The 16,853-nt window shown below is 60.5% G+C and carries 9 protein-coding genes, 2 tRNA genes and 3 rRNA genes; 2 read left to right on the top strand and 12 right to left on the bottom strand.

Annotation, left to right across the window (positions count from 1 at the left end):
* Positions 1 to 511 precede the first annotated feature (511 nt).
* Positions 512 to 751, bottom strand: coding sequence for a hypothetical protein (locus AC3AP7_RS20400; RefSeq protein WP_487364374.1), 240 nt, complete (start codon positions 749 to 751; stop codon positions 512 to 514).
* Between the two features lie 344 nt (positions 752 to 1,095).
* Here AC3AP7_RS20400 and AC3AP7_RS20395 point away from each other — a divergent pair, with 344 nt between their 5' ends.
* Both AC3AP7_RS20395 and AC3AP7_RS20390 read left to right on the top strand, forming a co-directional pair.
* A complete protein-coding gene (locus tag AC3AP7_RS20395; RefSeq protein ID WP_487364373.1) occupies positions 1,096 to 1,320 on the top strand; it encodes a hypothetical protein in 225 nt (74 codons plus the stop codon).
* Between the two features lie 176 nt (positions 1,321 to 1,496).
* Positions 1,497 to 2,936, top strand: a complete 1,440-nt coding sequence (locus tag AC3AP7_RS20390; RefSeq protein ID WP_487364372.1) for an alkaline phosphatase family protein — start codon at positions 1,497 to 1,499, stop codon at positions 2,934 to 2,936.
* Positions 2,937 to 3,178: 242 nt separating this feature from the next.
* Here the strand turns inward: AC3AP7_RS20390 and AC3AP7_RS20385 are convergent, their stop codons facing one another.
* The 11 genes from AC3AP7_RS20385 to AC3AP7_RS20335 form a co-directional block, all read right to left on the bottom strand.
* Positions 3,179 to 4,477 carry a sugar efflux transporter gene (locus tag AC3AP7_RS20385; RefSeq protein ID WP_487364371.1) on the bottom strand — a complete coding sequence of 433 codons (1,299 nt, stop codon included), beginning with the start codon at positions 4,475 to 4,477 and terminating at the stop codon, positions 3,179 to 3,181.
* A 290-nt stretch (positions 4,478 to 4,767) separates the two neighbouring features.
* Positions 4,768 to 5,100 carry a cytochrome o ubiquinol oxidase subunit IV gene (cyoD, locus tag AC3AP7_RS20380; RefSeq protein WP_487364370.1) on the bottom strand — a complete coding sequence of 111 codons (333 nt, stop codon included), beginning with the start codon at positions 5,098 to 5,100 and terminating at the stop codon, positions 4,768 to 4,770.
* The gene (gene cyoC / locus AC3AP7_RS20375) at positions 5,101 to 5,721 is read right to left on the bottom strand and encodes a cytochrome o ubiquinol oxidase subunit III (protein ID WP_487364369.1); all 621 of its coding nucleotides are present in this window, start codon (positions 5,719 to 5,721) and stop codon (positions 5,101 to 5,103) included.
* Positions 5,722 to 5,723: 2 nt separating this feature from the next.
* Complete coding sequence (cyoB, locus tag AC3AP7_RS20370; protein ID WP_487364368.1) at positions 5,724 to 7,724, bottom strand: cytochrome o ubiquinol oxidase subunit I; 2,001 nt, start codon at positions 7,722 to 7,724, stop codon at positions 5,724 to 5,726.
* Positions 7,725 to 7,726: 2 nt separating this feature from the next.
* On the bottom strand, positions 7,727 to 8,614 hold the full coding sequence (cyoA, locus tag AC3AP7_RS20365; RefSeq protein ID WP_487364367.1) for a ubiquinol oxidase subunit II: 888 nt from the start codon (positions 8,612 to 8,614) through the stop codon (positions 7,727 to 7,729).
* Positions 8,615 to 8,960: 346 nt separating this feature from the next.
* Positions 8,961 to 10,508: a complex I subunit 4 family protein gene (locus tag AC3AP7_RS20360; protein WP_487364366.1), complete on the bottom strand. Its 1,548-nt coding sequence runs from the start codon at positions 10,506 to 10,508 to the stop codon at positions 8,961 to 8,963.
* Between the two features lie 575 nt (positions 10,509 to 11,083).
* Positions 11,084 to 11,196: ribosomal RNA gene (rrf, locus tag AC3AP7_RS20355) — 5S ribosomal RNA — on the bottom strand.
* A 164-nt stretch (positions 11,197 to 11,360) separates the two neighbouring features.
* Positions 11,361 to 14,241 (bottom strand): 23S ribosomal RNA (locus AC3AP7_RS20350).
* Positions 14,242 to 14,528: 287 nt separating this feature from the next.
* A tRNA-Ala gene (locus tag AC3AP7_RS20345) sits at positions 14,529 to 14,604 on the bottom strand.
* Positions 14,605 to 14,638: 34 nt separating this feature from the next.
* A tRNA-Ile gene (locus tag AC3AP7_RS20340) sits at positions 14,639 to 14,715 on the bottom strand.
* A 61-nt stretch (positions 14,716 to 14,776) separates the two neighbouring features.
* A 16S ribosomal RNA gene (locus AC3AP7_RS20335) occupies positions 14,777 to 16,307 on the bottom strand.
* Together the 16S, 23S and 5S rRNA genes with 2 tRNA genes alongside form the textbook arrangement of a ribosomal RNA operon.
* Between the last annotated feature and the right edge of the window lie 546 nt (positions 16,308 to 16,853).

Here is a 16,853-nt window from a genome sequence, read left to right as displayed (position 1 = left end):
GTTCTCCACAGAAACTGTCGGCAAGCCTGTGGATATCCTGCGGACACGTCGCGCAAGTGGTTGATCCGGCTCGCGTTGAGCACCGTGCGTGCCATGCGTGCGCCGTTGCCGGGACAAGCGCGGCAGAGTGGGATATACGGGGGGTAGACGGGTGCGGAAGTCGAGCGCCTTATGCTCTGCAGTCCGAATGATTATCCTCGCGCAAAAACGGTTATACGGCGACCGGTTATACAAGGACAGGCCATACAGCGACTGGCTACACAGCGACCGGCTACACAGCGACTGGCGATTCAGCGCCCCGCGCAGCGGGCAGGCGCCTGCCGGTTCGGCGTCGCCCCACCCGGCACGCGCACAGGACGCCGCGGCAGTTCATCAAGGCAGTTACCCACAGATTCTGTTCGCAAGCCTGTGGACAACCGTGGGGCAAGCACGCGATGTCATTGATGCGGCACGATTCCGGCACGTTGCTCCGGCGCCGCGACAACGTGGCGCGCCGCGCGCCTTCCTGCGATTAAACGTGCTCGCGGTCGCAGAATTCGTCGATCAGCACTTTGGCGCGATGCTCAAGCGTGCTCATGGCCATCAACGGATCGATCTTCAGGCGGGGAATCGCCAGTTCGGGACTTTCCGGCACGCCCTTGCTGGTATCGCCATCGACGCGCTCGATCACGGCGCGACAAAGCCACTGGACGCCCAGTTCATCCGGCGTCACATCGACATTTACACGAAAACCACGATGTTCGAATGCCACACTACCCTCCAGACTGACGACATGGTTAGCTTTGTGCGCCGCCACAAAGCAACGCCCAAGATTCGCATCGTAACACGTTTGTGCTCAACTTTTAAGCAAACCCGGCGTCCGGGCCACCGAATAGACGGGGTCGGAACCGCGCGCGCGAAACGATGATCCGGTATGGCTTTGCCGATGATTTAACGAAGCTTCGGGCAAGCTTTAAACTGCCTTTCATATCGCGGGATATTCAGGCCGTTTTTGCATCATTTTTGATGTTGCGTCGCAACATTCCACCCCGGCGCCGGTCAAACGCCAGCAGGGGGGCGTCGATGCCCCGCAGCTTACGACGAGCGGAGGTAAAGATGACAAATCCGCGTAGCTCACCCGAGATCACGCTTCACGTTTTCGAACAGGACGGCAGCTGGCATTGGGCGCTGACGCTTCCCCGGCCGCACGGCATCGGCAAGAAGGTGGTCGCCTATAGCGACGCGCAGTTCGGCTCGGAAGCCGAAGCCCATGCGGCCGGCGCACACGAAAAGCATCAGTGGGAACAGGATGCCGGCTTGCAGCGCACCGCGTTCGCCTGACCGCGCGGGCACGACGACGGCCGCGCCGGGACGACGCTGTCACGCTGTCACGCTGTCACGCTGGCGACGCAGCACCGGCGTAGAAGTGCAGAGTAGTGCGCCGAAGGCCCCGTGCGCGGGCGCCTCGCGGACCACCGACCACCCCTGACGCCCTGCGCGGCAATCTGGAGGCAAGCATGGCCAATCGCCTCGATGCGATCGAGCATATCGTCGTGCTGATGCTCGAAAACCGGTCATTCGACCACATGCTGGGTTTTCTCTACACGGACCAGCAGAACCGGTCGGCGTCGGGCCAACCGTTCGACGGCCTCACGGGCGCCGAATCGAATCCGGGTGTCGACGGCGAGCCCGTGCGCGTCTATCCGATCAGAGCCGACGACGAAAACGCGTACTTCCAGCCAGGCGCCGACCCGGGCGAAGGCTACTCCGCGACCAACGCGCAGCTGTTCGGCAGCATTCATCCTCCGTCGCCGCCCGCGGCGGGCAACCGCGGCTTCGTGACCGACTACGCGTACACGCTCGGCTGGGAATCGAAGAAGCCCAGCTGGTCGGTGCTGCCCGGCACCGTCGCGACCGACATCATGGGCATGTTCACGCCGTCGATGCTGCCGGTGCTGTCGGGGCTCGCGCGCGGCTACGCCGTTTGCGACCAGTGGTTCAGTTCCGTGCCCACGGAAACGCTGCCGAACCGCGCCTTCGTGTGCGCGGCGACGAGCCAGGGCCACATGGACGACACGACGAAGTCCTTCACTGCGCCGAGCATCTTCGGTCTGCTGACGCAGCACGGCGTCAGCTGGGCTATCTACGGCTACGACCAGCAGCCGCTCACGCGCCTGAACTTCCCGGATACGTCCGCCGCGCCGGACAGCCATTTCGGGCTCTTCGCGGATTTTCAGCGCGCCGCGCAGGCGGGCACGCTGCCCGCCTATACGTTTCTCGAACCCAGCTGGGACGCGGCGGGCAACAGCCAGCATCCGAACTACGACGTCGCGCTCGGCGAACAATTCATCCACGACGTCTACTACGCTTTGCGCAGCAACGACGCGCAATGGCAGCGCACCTTGCTGATCGTCACGTACGACGAGCACGGCGGCTGTTACGACCATGTGGCGCCGCCGCTCGACGCCGTGCCGCCGGACGGCTCGGTCGGCGAATACGGCTTCGACTTCCGGCGCTTCGGCGTGCGCGTGCCGACCGTGCTCGTGTCGCCGCTGATCGAACCCGGCAGCGTGTTCCGCGTGGCGGACGGCACGACGCCGCTCGATCACACGTCGATCCTGAAGACCGTCGAAACGCGCTGGAACCTGCCGTCGCTGACTGCGCGAGACGCCGCCGCGCAGGACGTCGGCGACGCGCTGACGCTCGCGCTCGCGCGCACCGACGATCCGCTCGCAGGCGTCGTCGTGCCGATTTCGAACGGAGCGGCGCCGGCACAGGACGCGCCGTCGCATCTGCAACAGATCCACGCGGAACTGGTCGCGCGGTTGCCGGTGCCGGATGCGCAGGGCGGCACGCATCACACGATGCCCCCGCTGCACACCCGTGCCGAGTATGCGCACTACATTGCGAGCCGCACCGCGGCATGGATCGCCAGCAGGAAGCCCGGCACGCCGTGATGAACGGCAGCGCGCGCATGCGGTCACAAGGCCGGCGACGGGTCGCCCCGGCGGCCGCTCGCGCGACGCTGTCGCGCGCTGTCCGCGTCAGCGGCTCGACAGAGCACGCGCACGCCGACGGATGCGCCGCCCGAGCCCTGAGCGCGAGGCCGCTTGTTTGCCGCTTGTTTGCCGCTCAGGGCCCGCTTGTTTCCCGCCCACGCACAGCCCGCACACTGCTCACGTGTCGCTCACGCACCCGCTCACATACCGTCCCGGCGTGGCCAGTACGCCTGCATGCGAGCGGCGATGCGACGCCACGGCGGATCTGCGAACAGGATCAGCGCACCGAGCGCGAGGCAGCCACAGCACAAGAACGTGCCGCGATAGCCGAGCGCGGCGACCATCAGTCCCGACAGCACCCCCGACAGGATCGACCCGACCCGCGCCGAATTGAAGAACAGCGCGGTCGCCTCGCCCGGTGTGCGCGGCATCAGATCCTGAACGTATGTCAGGCCGAGGCAGGACGTCACCGCGACCACGAACGCGTTCAGCCCCTGCATCGGGATCAGGAAGGGAATCGACGCCGCCCCCGCCACGCAGACGAAGTACAGCGTATGCACGCCCGCACACGCAGCCAGCCAGCGCGCCTTGTTGAGCCGCTCTCCGCGCGCGCCGAGCGCGAGCATCATCGGGATTTCGAGGAATGCGCCAAGGCCGAGCATGATCGATACGTCGATGCGCGTGCCGTGCAGTCCGTGCACGACGTACAACGGCAGCACGATCATCGTCGCGTTCGCGGCAAGACCGATCAGCGTCAACGCCAGCACCGCGCGCCAGATCACGCGAGGCGGTGCGAGCGGATGCACGAAATCCGGCTCGATCGGATTCTCCGGCTCGACCGCGGTCACCTCCAGCGACGAAGCCGGATCCCCCGCGACGTGTTCCGGTTGCGGGGCAGGCGCGAGCGCGTGCGGCACCTCGCGCATGCGCCAGACGATCGCGGCACAGGCCGCAAAGCATGCCGCGGCGAACAGGAAGAGGCCGTAGAAGCCGGTGCCCGCCAGCACGAGCGCACCCACCGACGGGCCGAATACCCATGCCCCCGACAGCACGGTGCGCAACGTCGCGGTGGCGAACGTGCGCTCCGCTTCGCCGGCGACCGGCAGTGCGACGCGCCCGAACGAGAACACCAGCGACAGCGCCGAGCCGCCCGCCCCGAGAAACGCAATCCCGATGACCAGCAGCGCGTGATAGTTGCGCACGAAACAAAGCAGCAAAAAGCCGAATGCCGCCGCCGCGAGCGCGGCGAGCAGCAGCGTTCGATGATGACCGTGACGGTCCGACCATTTGCCCGCCCATGCGCTCGCGCCGACGCCGCTGGCGGCGATCACCGTCATGAACAGGCCGAGTCGCAGGGGCGTCATCGCCGCCTGCTCGACGCCGAACAAGGACAGATACGGCGCGGTGAACGACATCGCAATCCCCAGCATCAGCGTGGCGCTAGCAAGGGGCACGAAGTGAGGAATGCGCGCGAGACTGGCGAGCCTGGACAGGTTCATCGACGATGCTGCGTGGAAGAGGCGAACCGCCTGGAAATCGGCCCTTGCGGGCCCCGCTGAGGACGGTCGGCGGGGGCGCGACACGGCATCCCAGATACCGGATACGCGTGGCGCGCGGCTAACCGGCAGTATGCCAAAGGTCGCTGAATCGTGTTAGCGGTCTCGCCAATCGGCCAGTTTTAGCGCCGGCCATCGCGCGAGCCGCGCATCGGGACGCGCGTCAGAACGGCGCTCAAAACAAAACGGCCCCTTCAGAAGGGGCCGCTTGTCAGGTGTGAAGCGCGAAGTGCTTAACGCGACATCATGTTCAAGCCGACGTTATGCATGATCCACAGCGAACCGATGATCAGGATCACCGCGGTCAGCACCGTGAAGGCAAACGCCGTGATGTTCCAGCGCTGCGCCGACGACGAGTTCATGTGCAGGAAGCACACGAGGTGAACGACGATCTGCACGAACGCGAGGCCGGCAATGCCCAGCAGCGCCGCGTGCGGCGACACCGCGCCGCTCAGCACCAGGCCGAATGCCGCCGCGGTCAGTACAACGGAGAGGATGAAGCCGACCGCGTAGGTGCCGAAGCTGCCGTGGCCTTCACCCGCGTGAGTGGTATGGCTATGGTCCATTTAAATCACACTCGCAAGATAAACGAAGGTAAACACGCCGATCCAGACGATGTCCAGAAAGTGCCAGAACAGGCTCAGGCACGTGAGGCGGCGCAGTTCGCGCTCGGTCAGTTCCGGCGCGCGGATCACCTGCACGGACAGCACCACCATCCACAGCAGACCGAAGGTCACGTGCAGACCGTGGGTGCTCACCAGCGTGAAGAACGACGACCAGAATGCGCTGCGGCTCGGGCCTGCGCCCACTTCGATCAGGTGCGCGAACTCGCGCAGTTCCAGCACGAGGAACGACACGCCCAGCAGGAACGTGACGGCCAGCCAGCCGAGCACCGCGCCCTTCTTGCCCTTGTACGCGCCGAGCATCGCGAAGCCATACGTAATCGAGCTCAGCAGCAGCGCCGCGGTTTCGAGCGCGACACCGGGGATCTCGAACAGGTCCTTGCCGGTCGGGCCGCCCGCGAACTGGTCGCTCATCACCGCGAATACCGCGAACAGCGAAGCGAACAGAATGCAGTCGGTCATCAGGTACAGCCAGAACCCGAATACCGATTGCGACGGCACGTGGTCGGCATCGTGCGCGTCGTGCGCCGAATGCGACGGATGTGCGAGAGAAATATTCTGCATGGTCAGTCAGCCTCCACCAACTCGGTCGCCGCGCCGGCGCCGGAACCAGAACGCCGTTCTTCGATCATTCGGACCGTCTCGGCAGGGATGTAGTAATCGACATCGGTTGCGAAGCTGCGCGCGATCACCGTGCCGATCGCACCGGCGAAGCCGATAATCGCGAGCCACCAGATGTGCCAGATCGCCGCGAAGCCGAGCACGAGGGCGAATACGCCGATGAAGACGCCTGCACCCGTGTTGGACGGCATATGGATGTCGCGGTACACCGGCTTTTCCTGCACCTTCTTCGCGTTCGCCTTCTGATAGGCGAGTTCGTCGAGTTCGTGCACGGTCGGCAGGATCGCAAAGTTGTAGATCGGGGGCGGCGAGGTCGTCGCCCATTCGAGCGTGCGGGCATTCCACGGATCGCCGGTCAGGTCGCGGTTTTCCGGCAGGTTGCGGTCACGGATGCTCACGTACAGCTGCGCGACCTGATGCGCGATGCCAATGGCGACGAGGATGGCGCCGACTTCCGCGGCCAGCAGCCACGGATGCCATGCCGGGTTGTCATAGTGGTTCAGACGACGCGTCATGCCCATGAAGCCCAGCACGTAGAGCGGTCCAAACGCGACCCAGAAACCGATCTGCCAGAACCAGAACGCACGCTTGCCGAGCTTTTCGTTCAGCTTGAAGCCAAACGCCTTCGGGAACCAGTAGTTGAACCCGGCCAGATAACCGAACAGCACGCCGCCGATAATCACGTTGTGGAAGTGCGCGATCAGGAACAGGCTGTTGTGCAGCACGAAGTCCGCGCCCGGGATCGCCATCATCACGCCGGTCATGCCGCCGATCGTGAAGGTGATCATGAAGCCGAGCGTCCACAGCACCGGGGTCGAGAACTCGAGACGCCCCTTGTAGATCGTGAACAGCCAGTTGAAGATCTTCACGCCCGTCGGAATCGCAATGATCATCGTCGCGATGCCGAAGAACGCGTTGACGTCGGCGCCGGAGCCCATCGTGAAGAAGTGATGCAGCCACACGACGAACGACAGCACCATGATCGCGCAGGTCGCATAGACCATCGTCTTGTAGCCGAACAGCGGCTTGCGTGCGTACGTCGCGATCACTTCCGAGAAGATACCGAACGCCGGCAGGATCAGGATGTACACCTCGGGGTGACCCCATGCCCAGATCAGGTTCAGGTACAGCATGGCGTTGCCGCCGCCGTCATTCGTGAAGAAGTGCGTGCCGATGTAGCGGTCGAGGCCGAGCAGCGCCAGCGTAACCGTCAGGATCGGGAACGCAGCCATGATCAGCACGTTCGTGCACAGCGCGGTCCACGTGAACACGGGCATCTTCATGTAGGTCATGCCCGGCGCGCGCATCTTCACGATCGTCACGAAGAAGTTGACGCCTGTCAGCAGTGTGCCGATACCCGAAAGCTGGAGACTCCAGATGTAGTAGTCGACCCCCACGCCCGGGCTGAACTGCAGCTCCGACAGCGGCGGATACGCCAGCCAGCCCGTCTTCGCGAATTCGCCGACCACGAGCGAGATGTTGATCAGGATCACGCTCACCGCGGTCAGCCAGAACGACACCGAGTTCAGGAACGGGAACGCGACGTCGCGCGCGCCGATCTGCAGCGGCACGACGAGGTTCATCAGGCCGATCATGAACGTCATCGCCATGAAGAAGATCATGATGACGCCGTGTGCCGAGAAGATCTGGTCGTAGTGATGCGGCGGCAGATAACCGGGGTTGTGATACGCGATCGCAAGCTGGGTGCGCATCATGATCGCGTCGGCGAAGCCGCGCAGCAGCATGATCAGCGCGACGAAGATGTACATCACGCCGAGCCGCTTGTGGTCGACGGACGTGAGCCACTCGGTCCACAGATACTTCCACTTGCCGAGATACGTAATTGCGCCGAGCACCGCGAGCGCGGCCAGAATCATGCCGCCGCCCGCCACCACGATAATGGGCTCGTGGTAGGGAATCGCGTCTAATGTGAGCTTACCGAACATATTTACCCCTTCGAACCACACGACGCACCGAAATCGACGAAGTGGCCGTTGTTGTACTTTGCAACAATGTTTTCAAACAGCTTCGGATCAACCGACGAGAAGTACGTCACCGGTACCTTCCCGCCCGGCTGCGTCAGCGTGTTGTACCGGTTCATGTCGAGGTGATCCGTCGACGCGCGCACCTGGGCAACCCACTTGTCGAAATCGGCCGGCGATTCCGCGAGCGCGCGGAACTTCATGTCCGAGAAACCGTTGCCGCTGAAGTTGGCCGACAGGCCCGCATAGTTGCCTGCATCGTCGGCGATCAGGTGCAGACGCGTCTGCATGCCCGCCATTGCATAGATCTGGCTGCCCAGCTGCGGGATGAAGAACGAGTTCATCACCGAGTCGGACGTGATATTGAAGTTGACCGGCGTACCTACCGGGAACGCGACCTGGTTGACGGTCGCAATGCCCAGATCGGGATAAATGAAGAGCCATTTCCAGTCGAGCGACACGACCTCGACGTTGATCGGCTTCACCTGGGATTCGAGCGGACGGTACGGATCGAGCTCGTGCGTGCTTTTCCACGTCAACACGCCAAGGAACACGATGATCAGCGTCGGCACCACCCACACCACCACTTCGATGGCGGTCGAGTGCGACCAGTTCGGACGATAGTCAGCGCTCGTGTTCGATGCACGGTAACGCCACGCAAAGAACAGCGTCATCAGGATCACCGGGATCACGACGATCAGCATCGCCCACGTGGACGTGGCGATCAGGTCTCGCTCCGCGACGCCCACACTGCCTTTGGGGTTCAACAGATCGAGATTGCTGCAGCCCGAGAGCAGCGATGCCAGACCGATGGCCACGAAACTCATCGATCCTCTTAGAGTCTTTTCTTTCATATCGATTGCCTGCTCTTTACGTCTTTGACGAATATCATCCGACCGCCTCCAGTGAAAGCGGACGCATGGTAAAGCCCCGTCTGCCGAATAAAAACAGCGAATTTTGCAACGATGTGTTGCGGGACTGGACCGTGTGACACGTTGTCGCAGCGACGCGGGGACGAAAAACCGGGGCCGTTCGATACAGGTCGATCAAACGGCTGGCGTAACGCCGGACCACTTGCAAAACTGCGCGCGCAACCAGAAGGCTGCGCGCGCATGATGAAGCATTGGGCCGCACATCGCAACTGTTCAGTCGCGCAACGGCACAAAAATGATACCTGGCGACACAAAAACGATGGTTCGATCAACCCGGCGCATGGGTCGGATTGACATTGGCAACCGTACGTGCTGCCTGCTGGCTGTCGGCGTTGGCAAGCGAGGCGGGCTGCGCCGAACGGTCCGCTTGTGCGAGCAGCGTTTGCGAGGTCGCACTGATTGCATCGGTGAAAGGTTTCGGATAGATGCCGATGCCCAGCACCATGACCGCCATCGCACCGAGCAGCAGGAATTCGCGCCGGCCGATGTCGCGCAGGTTCGCGACGCGCGTGTTCTTTACCGCGCCGAAGATCACGCGCTTGTACATCCACAAGGTGTAAGCCGCGCTCAGAATCAGGGTGGACGCCGCGAGCGCGCCGATCCAGAAGTTGAAGCCGACGGCGCCCATCAGCACCATGAACTCGCCGACAAACCCGGCGGTGCCCGGCAGCCCGACGTTGGCCATTGCGAAGAGCATCGTGAACACGGCGAACTTCGGCATCGTATTGACGACCCCGCCATACGCGTCGATCGCGCAGCTCTGCGTGCGATCGTGGAGCATGCCGGTGCACAACAGCATCGCGCCGGAGATGATGCCGTACGAGACCATCTGCATGACCGCGCCCGACTGGCCGAGCGGGTTGAAGATGAACAGGCCGAGCGTCACGAGGCCCATGTGAGAAACCGACGAGTACGCGAGCAGCTTGCGCATGTCGGTTTGCACGAGCGCGAGCAGGCTTGAGTAGATCACCGCGACGAGCGCCAGCGTGATCATGGCCGGGGCGAAGAAATGACACGCCTGCGGCGTGATCGGCAACGCGAAACGCAGCAGGCCATAGCCGCCGATCTTCAGCATGCCGATCAGGACGGCCGCGCCGGTCGGACCGTCGAGGTGCACGTCCGGAAGCCAGCTATGCACCGGCCACATCGGCACTTTCACCGCGAAGGCGGCCAGGAACCCGAGGAAGACAAGCGCCTGCGGCACGAACCCGAGCTGCGCGGACTGCCAGCGCGCGAGATCGAAGCTCTGCGTTTGCGCGTACAGATACAGCATCGCGATCAGCATCATCAGCGAGCCGACCAGCGAGAAGAAGAAGAATTTGACCGCGGCGTGCCGACGGTTCTTGTGGCCCCAGGTACCGATCAGCAGATAGAGCGGAATCAGCGTCGCTTCGAAGAAGATGAAGAACAGCATGCCGTCGAGCGAGCTGAACACGCCTTGCATGAAACCCGACAGCATCAGGAAGGAGCCGAAATATTGCGCGCTGCGCAGCGTGATAGACCGCCAGCCCGCGACGACGATGATCAATGTGGTCAATGCGGTGAGCACGATCAGCCACAGCGAAATTCCGTCCACGCCGAGATGCCACGCGATGTCGAACGTGGGCAGCCACTTGGCGTTCTCGACGAACTGCATTCCCGGCGCGCCATTCTGAAAGCCGGCGACCAGCGGAACGACCGGCGCGGCCCCTGCGAGTGCGCCGACAAGAGCGAGCCAGCGCGCGCGGACCGGCGAACTGGCGCCCGCCCGCAGAACAATGATCCCCGCCACGATGGGGACCCAGATCAGAAGGCTTAAGAGCGGAGGGGATTGCATTTGATCTTCAAGGTCTGAGGCAGAAAACCGTCCGACACAACGCTTTGCTGCCGAAAGCATTGCAATGAAAATTACATTTAACCTTCATTCGGGCGGCGCTGAAGTAAGTTTCAGCGCCAGGTCAGTGCGTCGAAAAGGCGCACTTCCGCCGAGGGTTAACCAGCATAACCCAAAAACAATATTTTTGCAGCGCCACATGCACCTGCTGGCCATGTAGACAACAGGCGGTAAACTTCATTGGAATCAATGGTCTAGCTTTCTGGAGTGAGACGGATGCCTGTGCAAAACCCGATGTTTTGCAACGATCTGACGACCCGTTTCAATGCACGAAAGCCGTAGCGTGAGAGGTGGGAGTATCTGAAATCAGGCCGACAAAGCTTATTACAAAAAGAAAGCTTTTCGCCATCAACCATTCAGATTTCTTACAAGACGCGCTTTATTCGACCAATAGTCTCCGCCTGTGCCGCCGGTCAAAAAATCGATCTCAAATACCGGAACGACAAAATTATAGTCTTTCCGTAAACGGCCGAACCCCGCCACGGAGGTGGACGGGGTTCGGAGCGAGGGCATGAGGAGCCTGACGATTACCTACTTTCACACGGGAATCCGCACTATCATCGGCGTGGAGTCGTTTCACGGTCCTGTTCGGGATGGGAAGGGGTGGGACCGACTCGCTATGGTCATCAGGCATGACGGGTTGCTGCGTCGCCGGCACGGCGCCGCAGCCAATCGGGAAGAAGCGTAAAGAGGGATGCTGAAGCGGGGTTGCGTTGTTTCAGGCACAACACGCGATCTCAACCCGGGTGGTCTGCCGCGCATCCCGGTTCGGGGGCGGCGAAACACACCGGTTATAGGATCAAGCCTTACGGGCAATTAGTATCAGTTAGCTTAACGCATTACTGCGCTTCCACACCTGACCTATCAACGTCCTGGTCTTGAACGACCCTTCAAGGGGCTCGAAGCCCCGGGGAAGTCTCATCTTGAGGCGAGTTTCCCGCTTAGATGCTTTCAGCGGTTATCTCTTCCGAACATAGCTACCCGGCGATGCCACTGGCGTGACAACCGGTACACCAGAGGTTCGTCCACTCCGGTCCTCTCGTACTAGGAGCAGGCCCCCTCAAACTTCCAGCGCCCACGGCAGATAGGGACCAAACTGTCTCACGACGTTTTAAACCCAGCTCACGTACCTCTTTAAATGGCGAACAGCCATACCCTTGGGACCGGCTACAGCCCCAGGATGAGATGAGCCGACATCGAGGTGCCAAACACCGCCGTCGATATGAACTCTTGGGCGGTATCAGCCTGTTATCCCCAGAGTACCTTTTATCCGTTGAGCGATGGCCCTTCCATACAGAACCACCGGATCACTATGACCTGCTTTCGCACCTGTTCGACTTGTCAGTCTCACAGTCAAGCACGCTTATGCCATTGCACTATCAGCACGATTTCCGACCGTACCTAGCGTACCTTCGTACTCCTCCGTTACACTTTGGGAGGAGACCGCCCCAGTCAAACTGCCTGCCATGCACTGTCCCCAGACCCGCTTCAGGGCCCAAGGTTAGAACCTCAAACAAGCCAGGGTGGTATTTCAAGGACGGCTCCACGCAAACTGGCGTTCACGCTTCACAGCCTCCCACCTATCCTACACAGGCCGGTTCAAAGTCCAATGCAAAGCTGCAGTAAAGGTTCATGGGGTCTTTCCGTCTAGCCGCGGGGAGATTGCATCATCACAAACACTTCAACTTCGCTGAGTCTCGGGAGGAGACAGTGTGGCCATCGTTACGCCATTCGTGCAGGTCGGAACTTACCCGACAAGGAATTTCGCTACCTTAGGACCGTTATAGTTACGGCCGCCGTTTACCGGGACTTCAATCAAGAGCTTGCACCCCATCATTTAATCTTCCGGCACCGGGCAGGCGTCACACCCTATACGTCCACTTTCGTGTTTGCAGAGTGCTGTGTTTTTATTAAACAGTCGCAGCCACCAGTTTATTGCAACCCTTTCACCCTCCAGGCGCAGGCCTGTCAAGCTACAAGGGCGTACCTTATCCCGAAGTTACGGTACCAGTTTGCCGAGTTCCTTCTCCCGAGTTCTCTCAAGCGCCTTGGAATACTCATCTCGCCCACCTGTGTCGGTTTGCGGTACGGTCAATGTGAAACTGAAGCTTAGAGGCTTTTCCTGGAACCCCTTCCAGTTGCTTCGCTTCCGGAGAAGCTCGCGCCACGCCCTTGAATCCCGTGCCCGGATTTGCCAGAGCACCTTCTCCAACGCAGCGACCGGGACTTCCAACACCCGGACAACCTTCCGCGATCCGTCCCCCCATCGCATTTCACACTGGTGCAGGAATATTGACCTGCTTCCCATCAGCTACGCATTTCTGCCTCGCCTTAGGGGCCGACTCACCCTACGCCGATGAACGTTGCGTAGGAAACCTTGGGCTTACGGCGAGGGGGCCTTTCACCCCCTTTATCGCTACTCATGTCAGCATTCGCACTTCCGATACCTCCAGCACACCTTCCGGTGCACCTTCGCAGGCTTACGGAACGCTCTCCTACCATGCACATTGCTGTGCATCCGCAGCTTCGGTATATGGCTTAGCCCCGTTACATCTTCCGCGCAGGACGACTCGATCAGTGAGCTATTACGCTTTCTTTAAAGGGTGGCTGCTTCTAAGCCAACCTCCTGACTGTTTTAGCCTTCCCACTTCGTTTCCCACTTAGCCATATTTCGGGACCTTAGCTGGCGGTCTGGGTTGTTTCCCTCTTGACACCGGACGTTAGCACCCGATGTCTGTCTCCCGTGATTGCACTCTTCGGTATTCGGAGTTTGCTATGGCGAGGTAATCCGCAATGGACCCCTCAACCATGACAGTGCTCTACCCCCGAAGGTGATACACGAGGCACTACCTAAATAGTTTTCGGAGAGAACCAGCTATTTCCAGGTTTGTTTAGCCTTTCACCCCTATCCACAGCTCATCCCCTAACTTTTCAACGTTAGTGGGTTCGGCCCTCCAGCACGTGTTACCGTGCCTTCAGCCTGGCCATGGATAGATCACCTGGTTTCGGGTCTACACCCAGCGACTGGACGCCCTGTTCGGACTCGCTTTCGCTACGCCTGCCCTATTCGGTTAAGCTCGCCACTGAATGTAAGTCGCTGACCCATTATACAAAAGGTACGCCGTCACCCCTTGCGAGGCTCCGACTGTTTGTATGCATGCGGTTTCAGGATCTCTTTCACTCCCCTCCCGGGGTTCTTTTCGCCTTTCCCTCACGGTACTGGTTCACTATCGGTCGATCACGAGTATTTAGCCTTGGAGGATGGTCCCCCCATCTTCAGACAGGATTTCACGTGTCCCGCCCTACTTGTCGTACACCCAGTTCTTCCACACTGCCTTCGCCTACGGGGCTATCACCCACTATGGCCGCACTTTCCAGAGCGTTCAGCTGACAATGCAGATAAAGAGTACAGGCTGCTCCCATTTCGCTCGCCACTACTCTGGGAATCTCGGTTGATTTCTTTTCCTGCGACTACTTAGATGTTTCAGTTCGCCGCGTTCGCTTCGCATGGCCTATGTATTCAGCCACGGATACTCCATTCGGAGTGGGTTTCCCCATTCGGACATCTGCGGATCAAAGCTCGTTTGCCAGCTCCCCGCAGCTTTTCGCAGGCTACCGCGTCCTTCATCGCCTGTGATCGCCAAGGCATCCACCACATGCACTTGTTCGCTTGACCCTATAACAGGTGTGTCTCTTCCGACACCTTCCCGCTACAGGTTGAGTTTTCGCGTTGTGCCGTATTCCACTGCCCTCTTCCGAGGGCCCTGAGATACATCGATACAATCACAACCCTGATTCACCTACTCGCATCCATCTCGAGATGCTTTCGGCCAATCTCTTTACTACTTCTTCCTGATTGTTAAAGAACGACAGCCGGCGCACACCCTGTGCGCGCCGCCATGACTGGCTCAATCGCCAATGCACGCAGGCCCTGCCACCGCAGGCGCTTCGTGCATTGAGGACTGGTGGAGGCAGACGGGATCGAACCGACGACCCCCTGCTTGCAAAGCAGGTGCTCTCCCAGCTGAGCTATGCCCCCCATGTCTTCCCCCAGGGGCCCGCCTCCGACAGATTGGTGGGTCTGGCTGGATTCGAACCAGCGACCCCCGCCTTATCAAGACGGTGCTCTAACCAACTGAGCTACAGACCCCTGAGTCTGTCATGCCTACAGCCGATAAGCGTGAGCACTTGCGCCATGGCGCAGGCTCTGGAAAGGAGGTGATCCAGCCGCACCTTCCGATACGGCTACCTTGTTACGACTTCACCCCAGTCATGAATCCTGCCGTGGTGACCGTCCTCCTTGCGGTTAGACTAGCCACTTCTGGCAAAACCCACTCCCATGGTGTGACGGGCGGTGTGTACAAGACCCGGGAACGTATTCACCGCGGCATGCTGATCCGCGATTACTAGCGATTCCAGCTTCACGCACTCGAGTTGCAGAGTGCGATCCGGACTACGACCGGTTTTCTGGGATTGGCTCCACCTCGCGGCTTGGCTACCCTCTGTTCCGACCATTGTATGACGTGTGAAGCCCTACCCATAAGGGCCATGAGGACTTGACGTCATCCCCACCTTCCTCCGGTTTGTCACCGGCAGTCTCCCTGGAGTGCTCTTGCGTAGCAACTAGGGACAAGGGTTGCGCTCGTTGCGGGACTTAACCCAACATCTCACGACACGAGCTGACGACAGCCATGCAGCACCTGTGTGACGGCTCCCTTTCGGGCACCCCCACCTCTCAGCGGGGTTCCATCCATGTCAAGGGTAGGTAAGGTTTTTCGCGTTGCATCGAATTAATCCACATCATCCACCGCTTGTGCGGGTCCCCGTCAATTCCTTTGAGTTTTAATCTTGCGACCGTACTCCCCAGGCGGTCAACTTCACGCGTTAGCTACGTTACCAAGCCAATGAAGGCCCGACAACCAGTTGACATCGTTTAGGGCGTGGACTACCAGGGTATCTAATCCTGTTTGCTCCCCACGCTTTCGTGCATGAGCGTCAGTATTGGCCCAGGGGGCTGCCTTCGCCATCGGTGTTCCTCCACATCTCTACGCATTTCACTGCTACACGTGGAATTCCACCCCCCTCTGCCATACTCCAGCGCTGCAGTCACCAATGCAGTTCCCAGGTTAAGCCCGGGGATTTCACATCGGTCTTACAGCACCGCCTGCGCACGCTTTACGCCCAGTAATTCCGATTAACGCTCGCACCCTACGTATTACCGCGGCTGCTGGCACGTAGTTAGCCGGTGCTTATTCTTCCGGTACCGTCATCCCCACGAGGTATTAGCTCAAAGGTTTTCTTTCCGGACAAAAGTGCTTTACAACCCGAAGGCCTTCTTCACACACGCGGCATTGCTGGATCAGGGTTGCCCCCATTGTCCAAAATTCCCCACTGCTGCCTCCCGTAGGAGTCTGGGCCGTGTCTCAGTCCCAGTGTGGCTGGTCGTCCTCTCAGACCAGCTACAGATCGTCGCCTTGGTAGGCCTTTACCCCACCAACTAGCTAATCTGCCATCGGCCGCCCCTGTAGCGCGAGGCCCGAAGGTCCCCCGCTTTCATCCACAGATCGTATGCGGTATTAATCCGGCTTTCGCCGGGCTATCCCCCACTACTGGACACGTTCCGATGTATTACTCACCCGTTCGCCACTCGCCGCCAGGCCGAAGCCCGCGCTGCCGTCCGACTTGCATGTGTAAGGCATGCCGCCAGCGTTCAATCTGAGCCAGGATCAAACTCTTCAGTTCAAACCTGTTACTGTTTTCGGTTCCGCGGTCTCCCGCTAAACCGGTCGCTCACTCAACGTACTGACGTTGTGGCCAGGCCCTGCCCCTTGACGAAGCAGCCCTGACCTTCCTTTCAATACTGTGTGAGACACTTTGATACTTTTGCCCTGCGCGCGGCTCTTGCGAACCCCGCGCTGCGCGCCCTGCATCAAGTGCCCACACTTATCGGCTGTATGTTTTTAAAGAACATTCGCTGCGTGCTGCGCCCCGCTACTGCCCTGTTCACTCCGGCGCTGCTTCGCTGCGTTGCTGCGTCTGCAGCAGAGAAACGAGATTATGCAGAACCTCCTCCCCCCCGTCAACTCCACCTGCGAAAAAATTTGCAGCCACAGCGAACACTGGACCACGCGGATAGTCAGACCGTGAACCTGACCTTGTCGACACCGGTTCCGTCCATCAGGGCGCGCACCACTTGACTCATCCGCAACAATTCTCAAACACGAAACAAGCAGGACGTCGAGTTCGGATATAATCGCTCGCCGCGCGAAATTCGCGCGCTTCCATCGG

The organism is Paraburkholderia sp. PAMB 6770 (assembly GCF_057748135.1).
The sequence above is the reverse complement of the archived record's forward strand: the minus strand, read 5'-3'. Positions and strand labels throughout refer to the sequence as shown.

Coding starts and splice junctions, on each gene's coding strand:
- AC3AP7_RS20395 (WP_487364373.1), top strand. CDS start 1,096: ATGACAAATCCGCGTAGCTCACCCGAGATCACGCTTCACGTTTTCGAA.
- AC3AP7_RS20390 (WP_487364372.1), top strand. CDS start 1,497: ATGGCCAATCGCCTCGATGCGATCGAGCATATCGTCGTGCTGATGCTC.
- AC3AP7_RS20385 (WP_487364371.1), bottom strand. CDS start 4,477: ATGAACCTGTCCAGGCTCGCCAGTCTCGCGCGCATTCCTCACTTCGTG.
- cyoD (WP_487364370.1), bottom strand. CDS start 5,100: ATGGACCATAGCCATACCACTCACGCGGGTGAAGGCCACGGCAGCTTC.
- cyoC (WP_487364369.1), bottom strand. CDS start 5,721: ATGCAGAATATTTCTCTCGCACATCCGTCGCATTCGGCGCACGACGCG.
- cyoB (WP_487364368.1), bottom strand. CDS start 7,724: ATGTTCGGTAAGCTCACATTAGACGCGATTCCCTACCACGAGCCCATT.
- cyoA (WP_487364367.1), bottom strand. CDS start 8,614: ATGAAAGAAAAGACTCTAAGAGGATCGATGAGTTTCGTGGCCATCGGT.
- AC3AP7_RS20360 (WP_487364366.1), bottom strand. CDS start 10,508: ATGCAATCCCCTCCGCTCTTAAGCCTTCTGATCTGGGTCCCCATCGTG.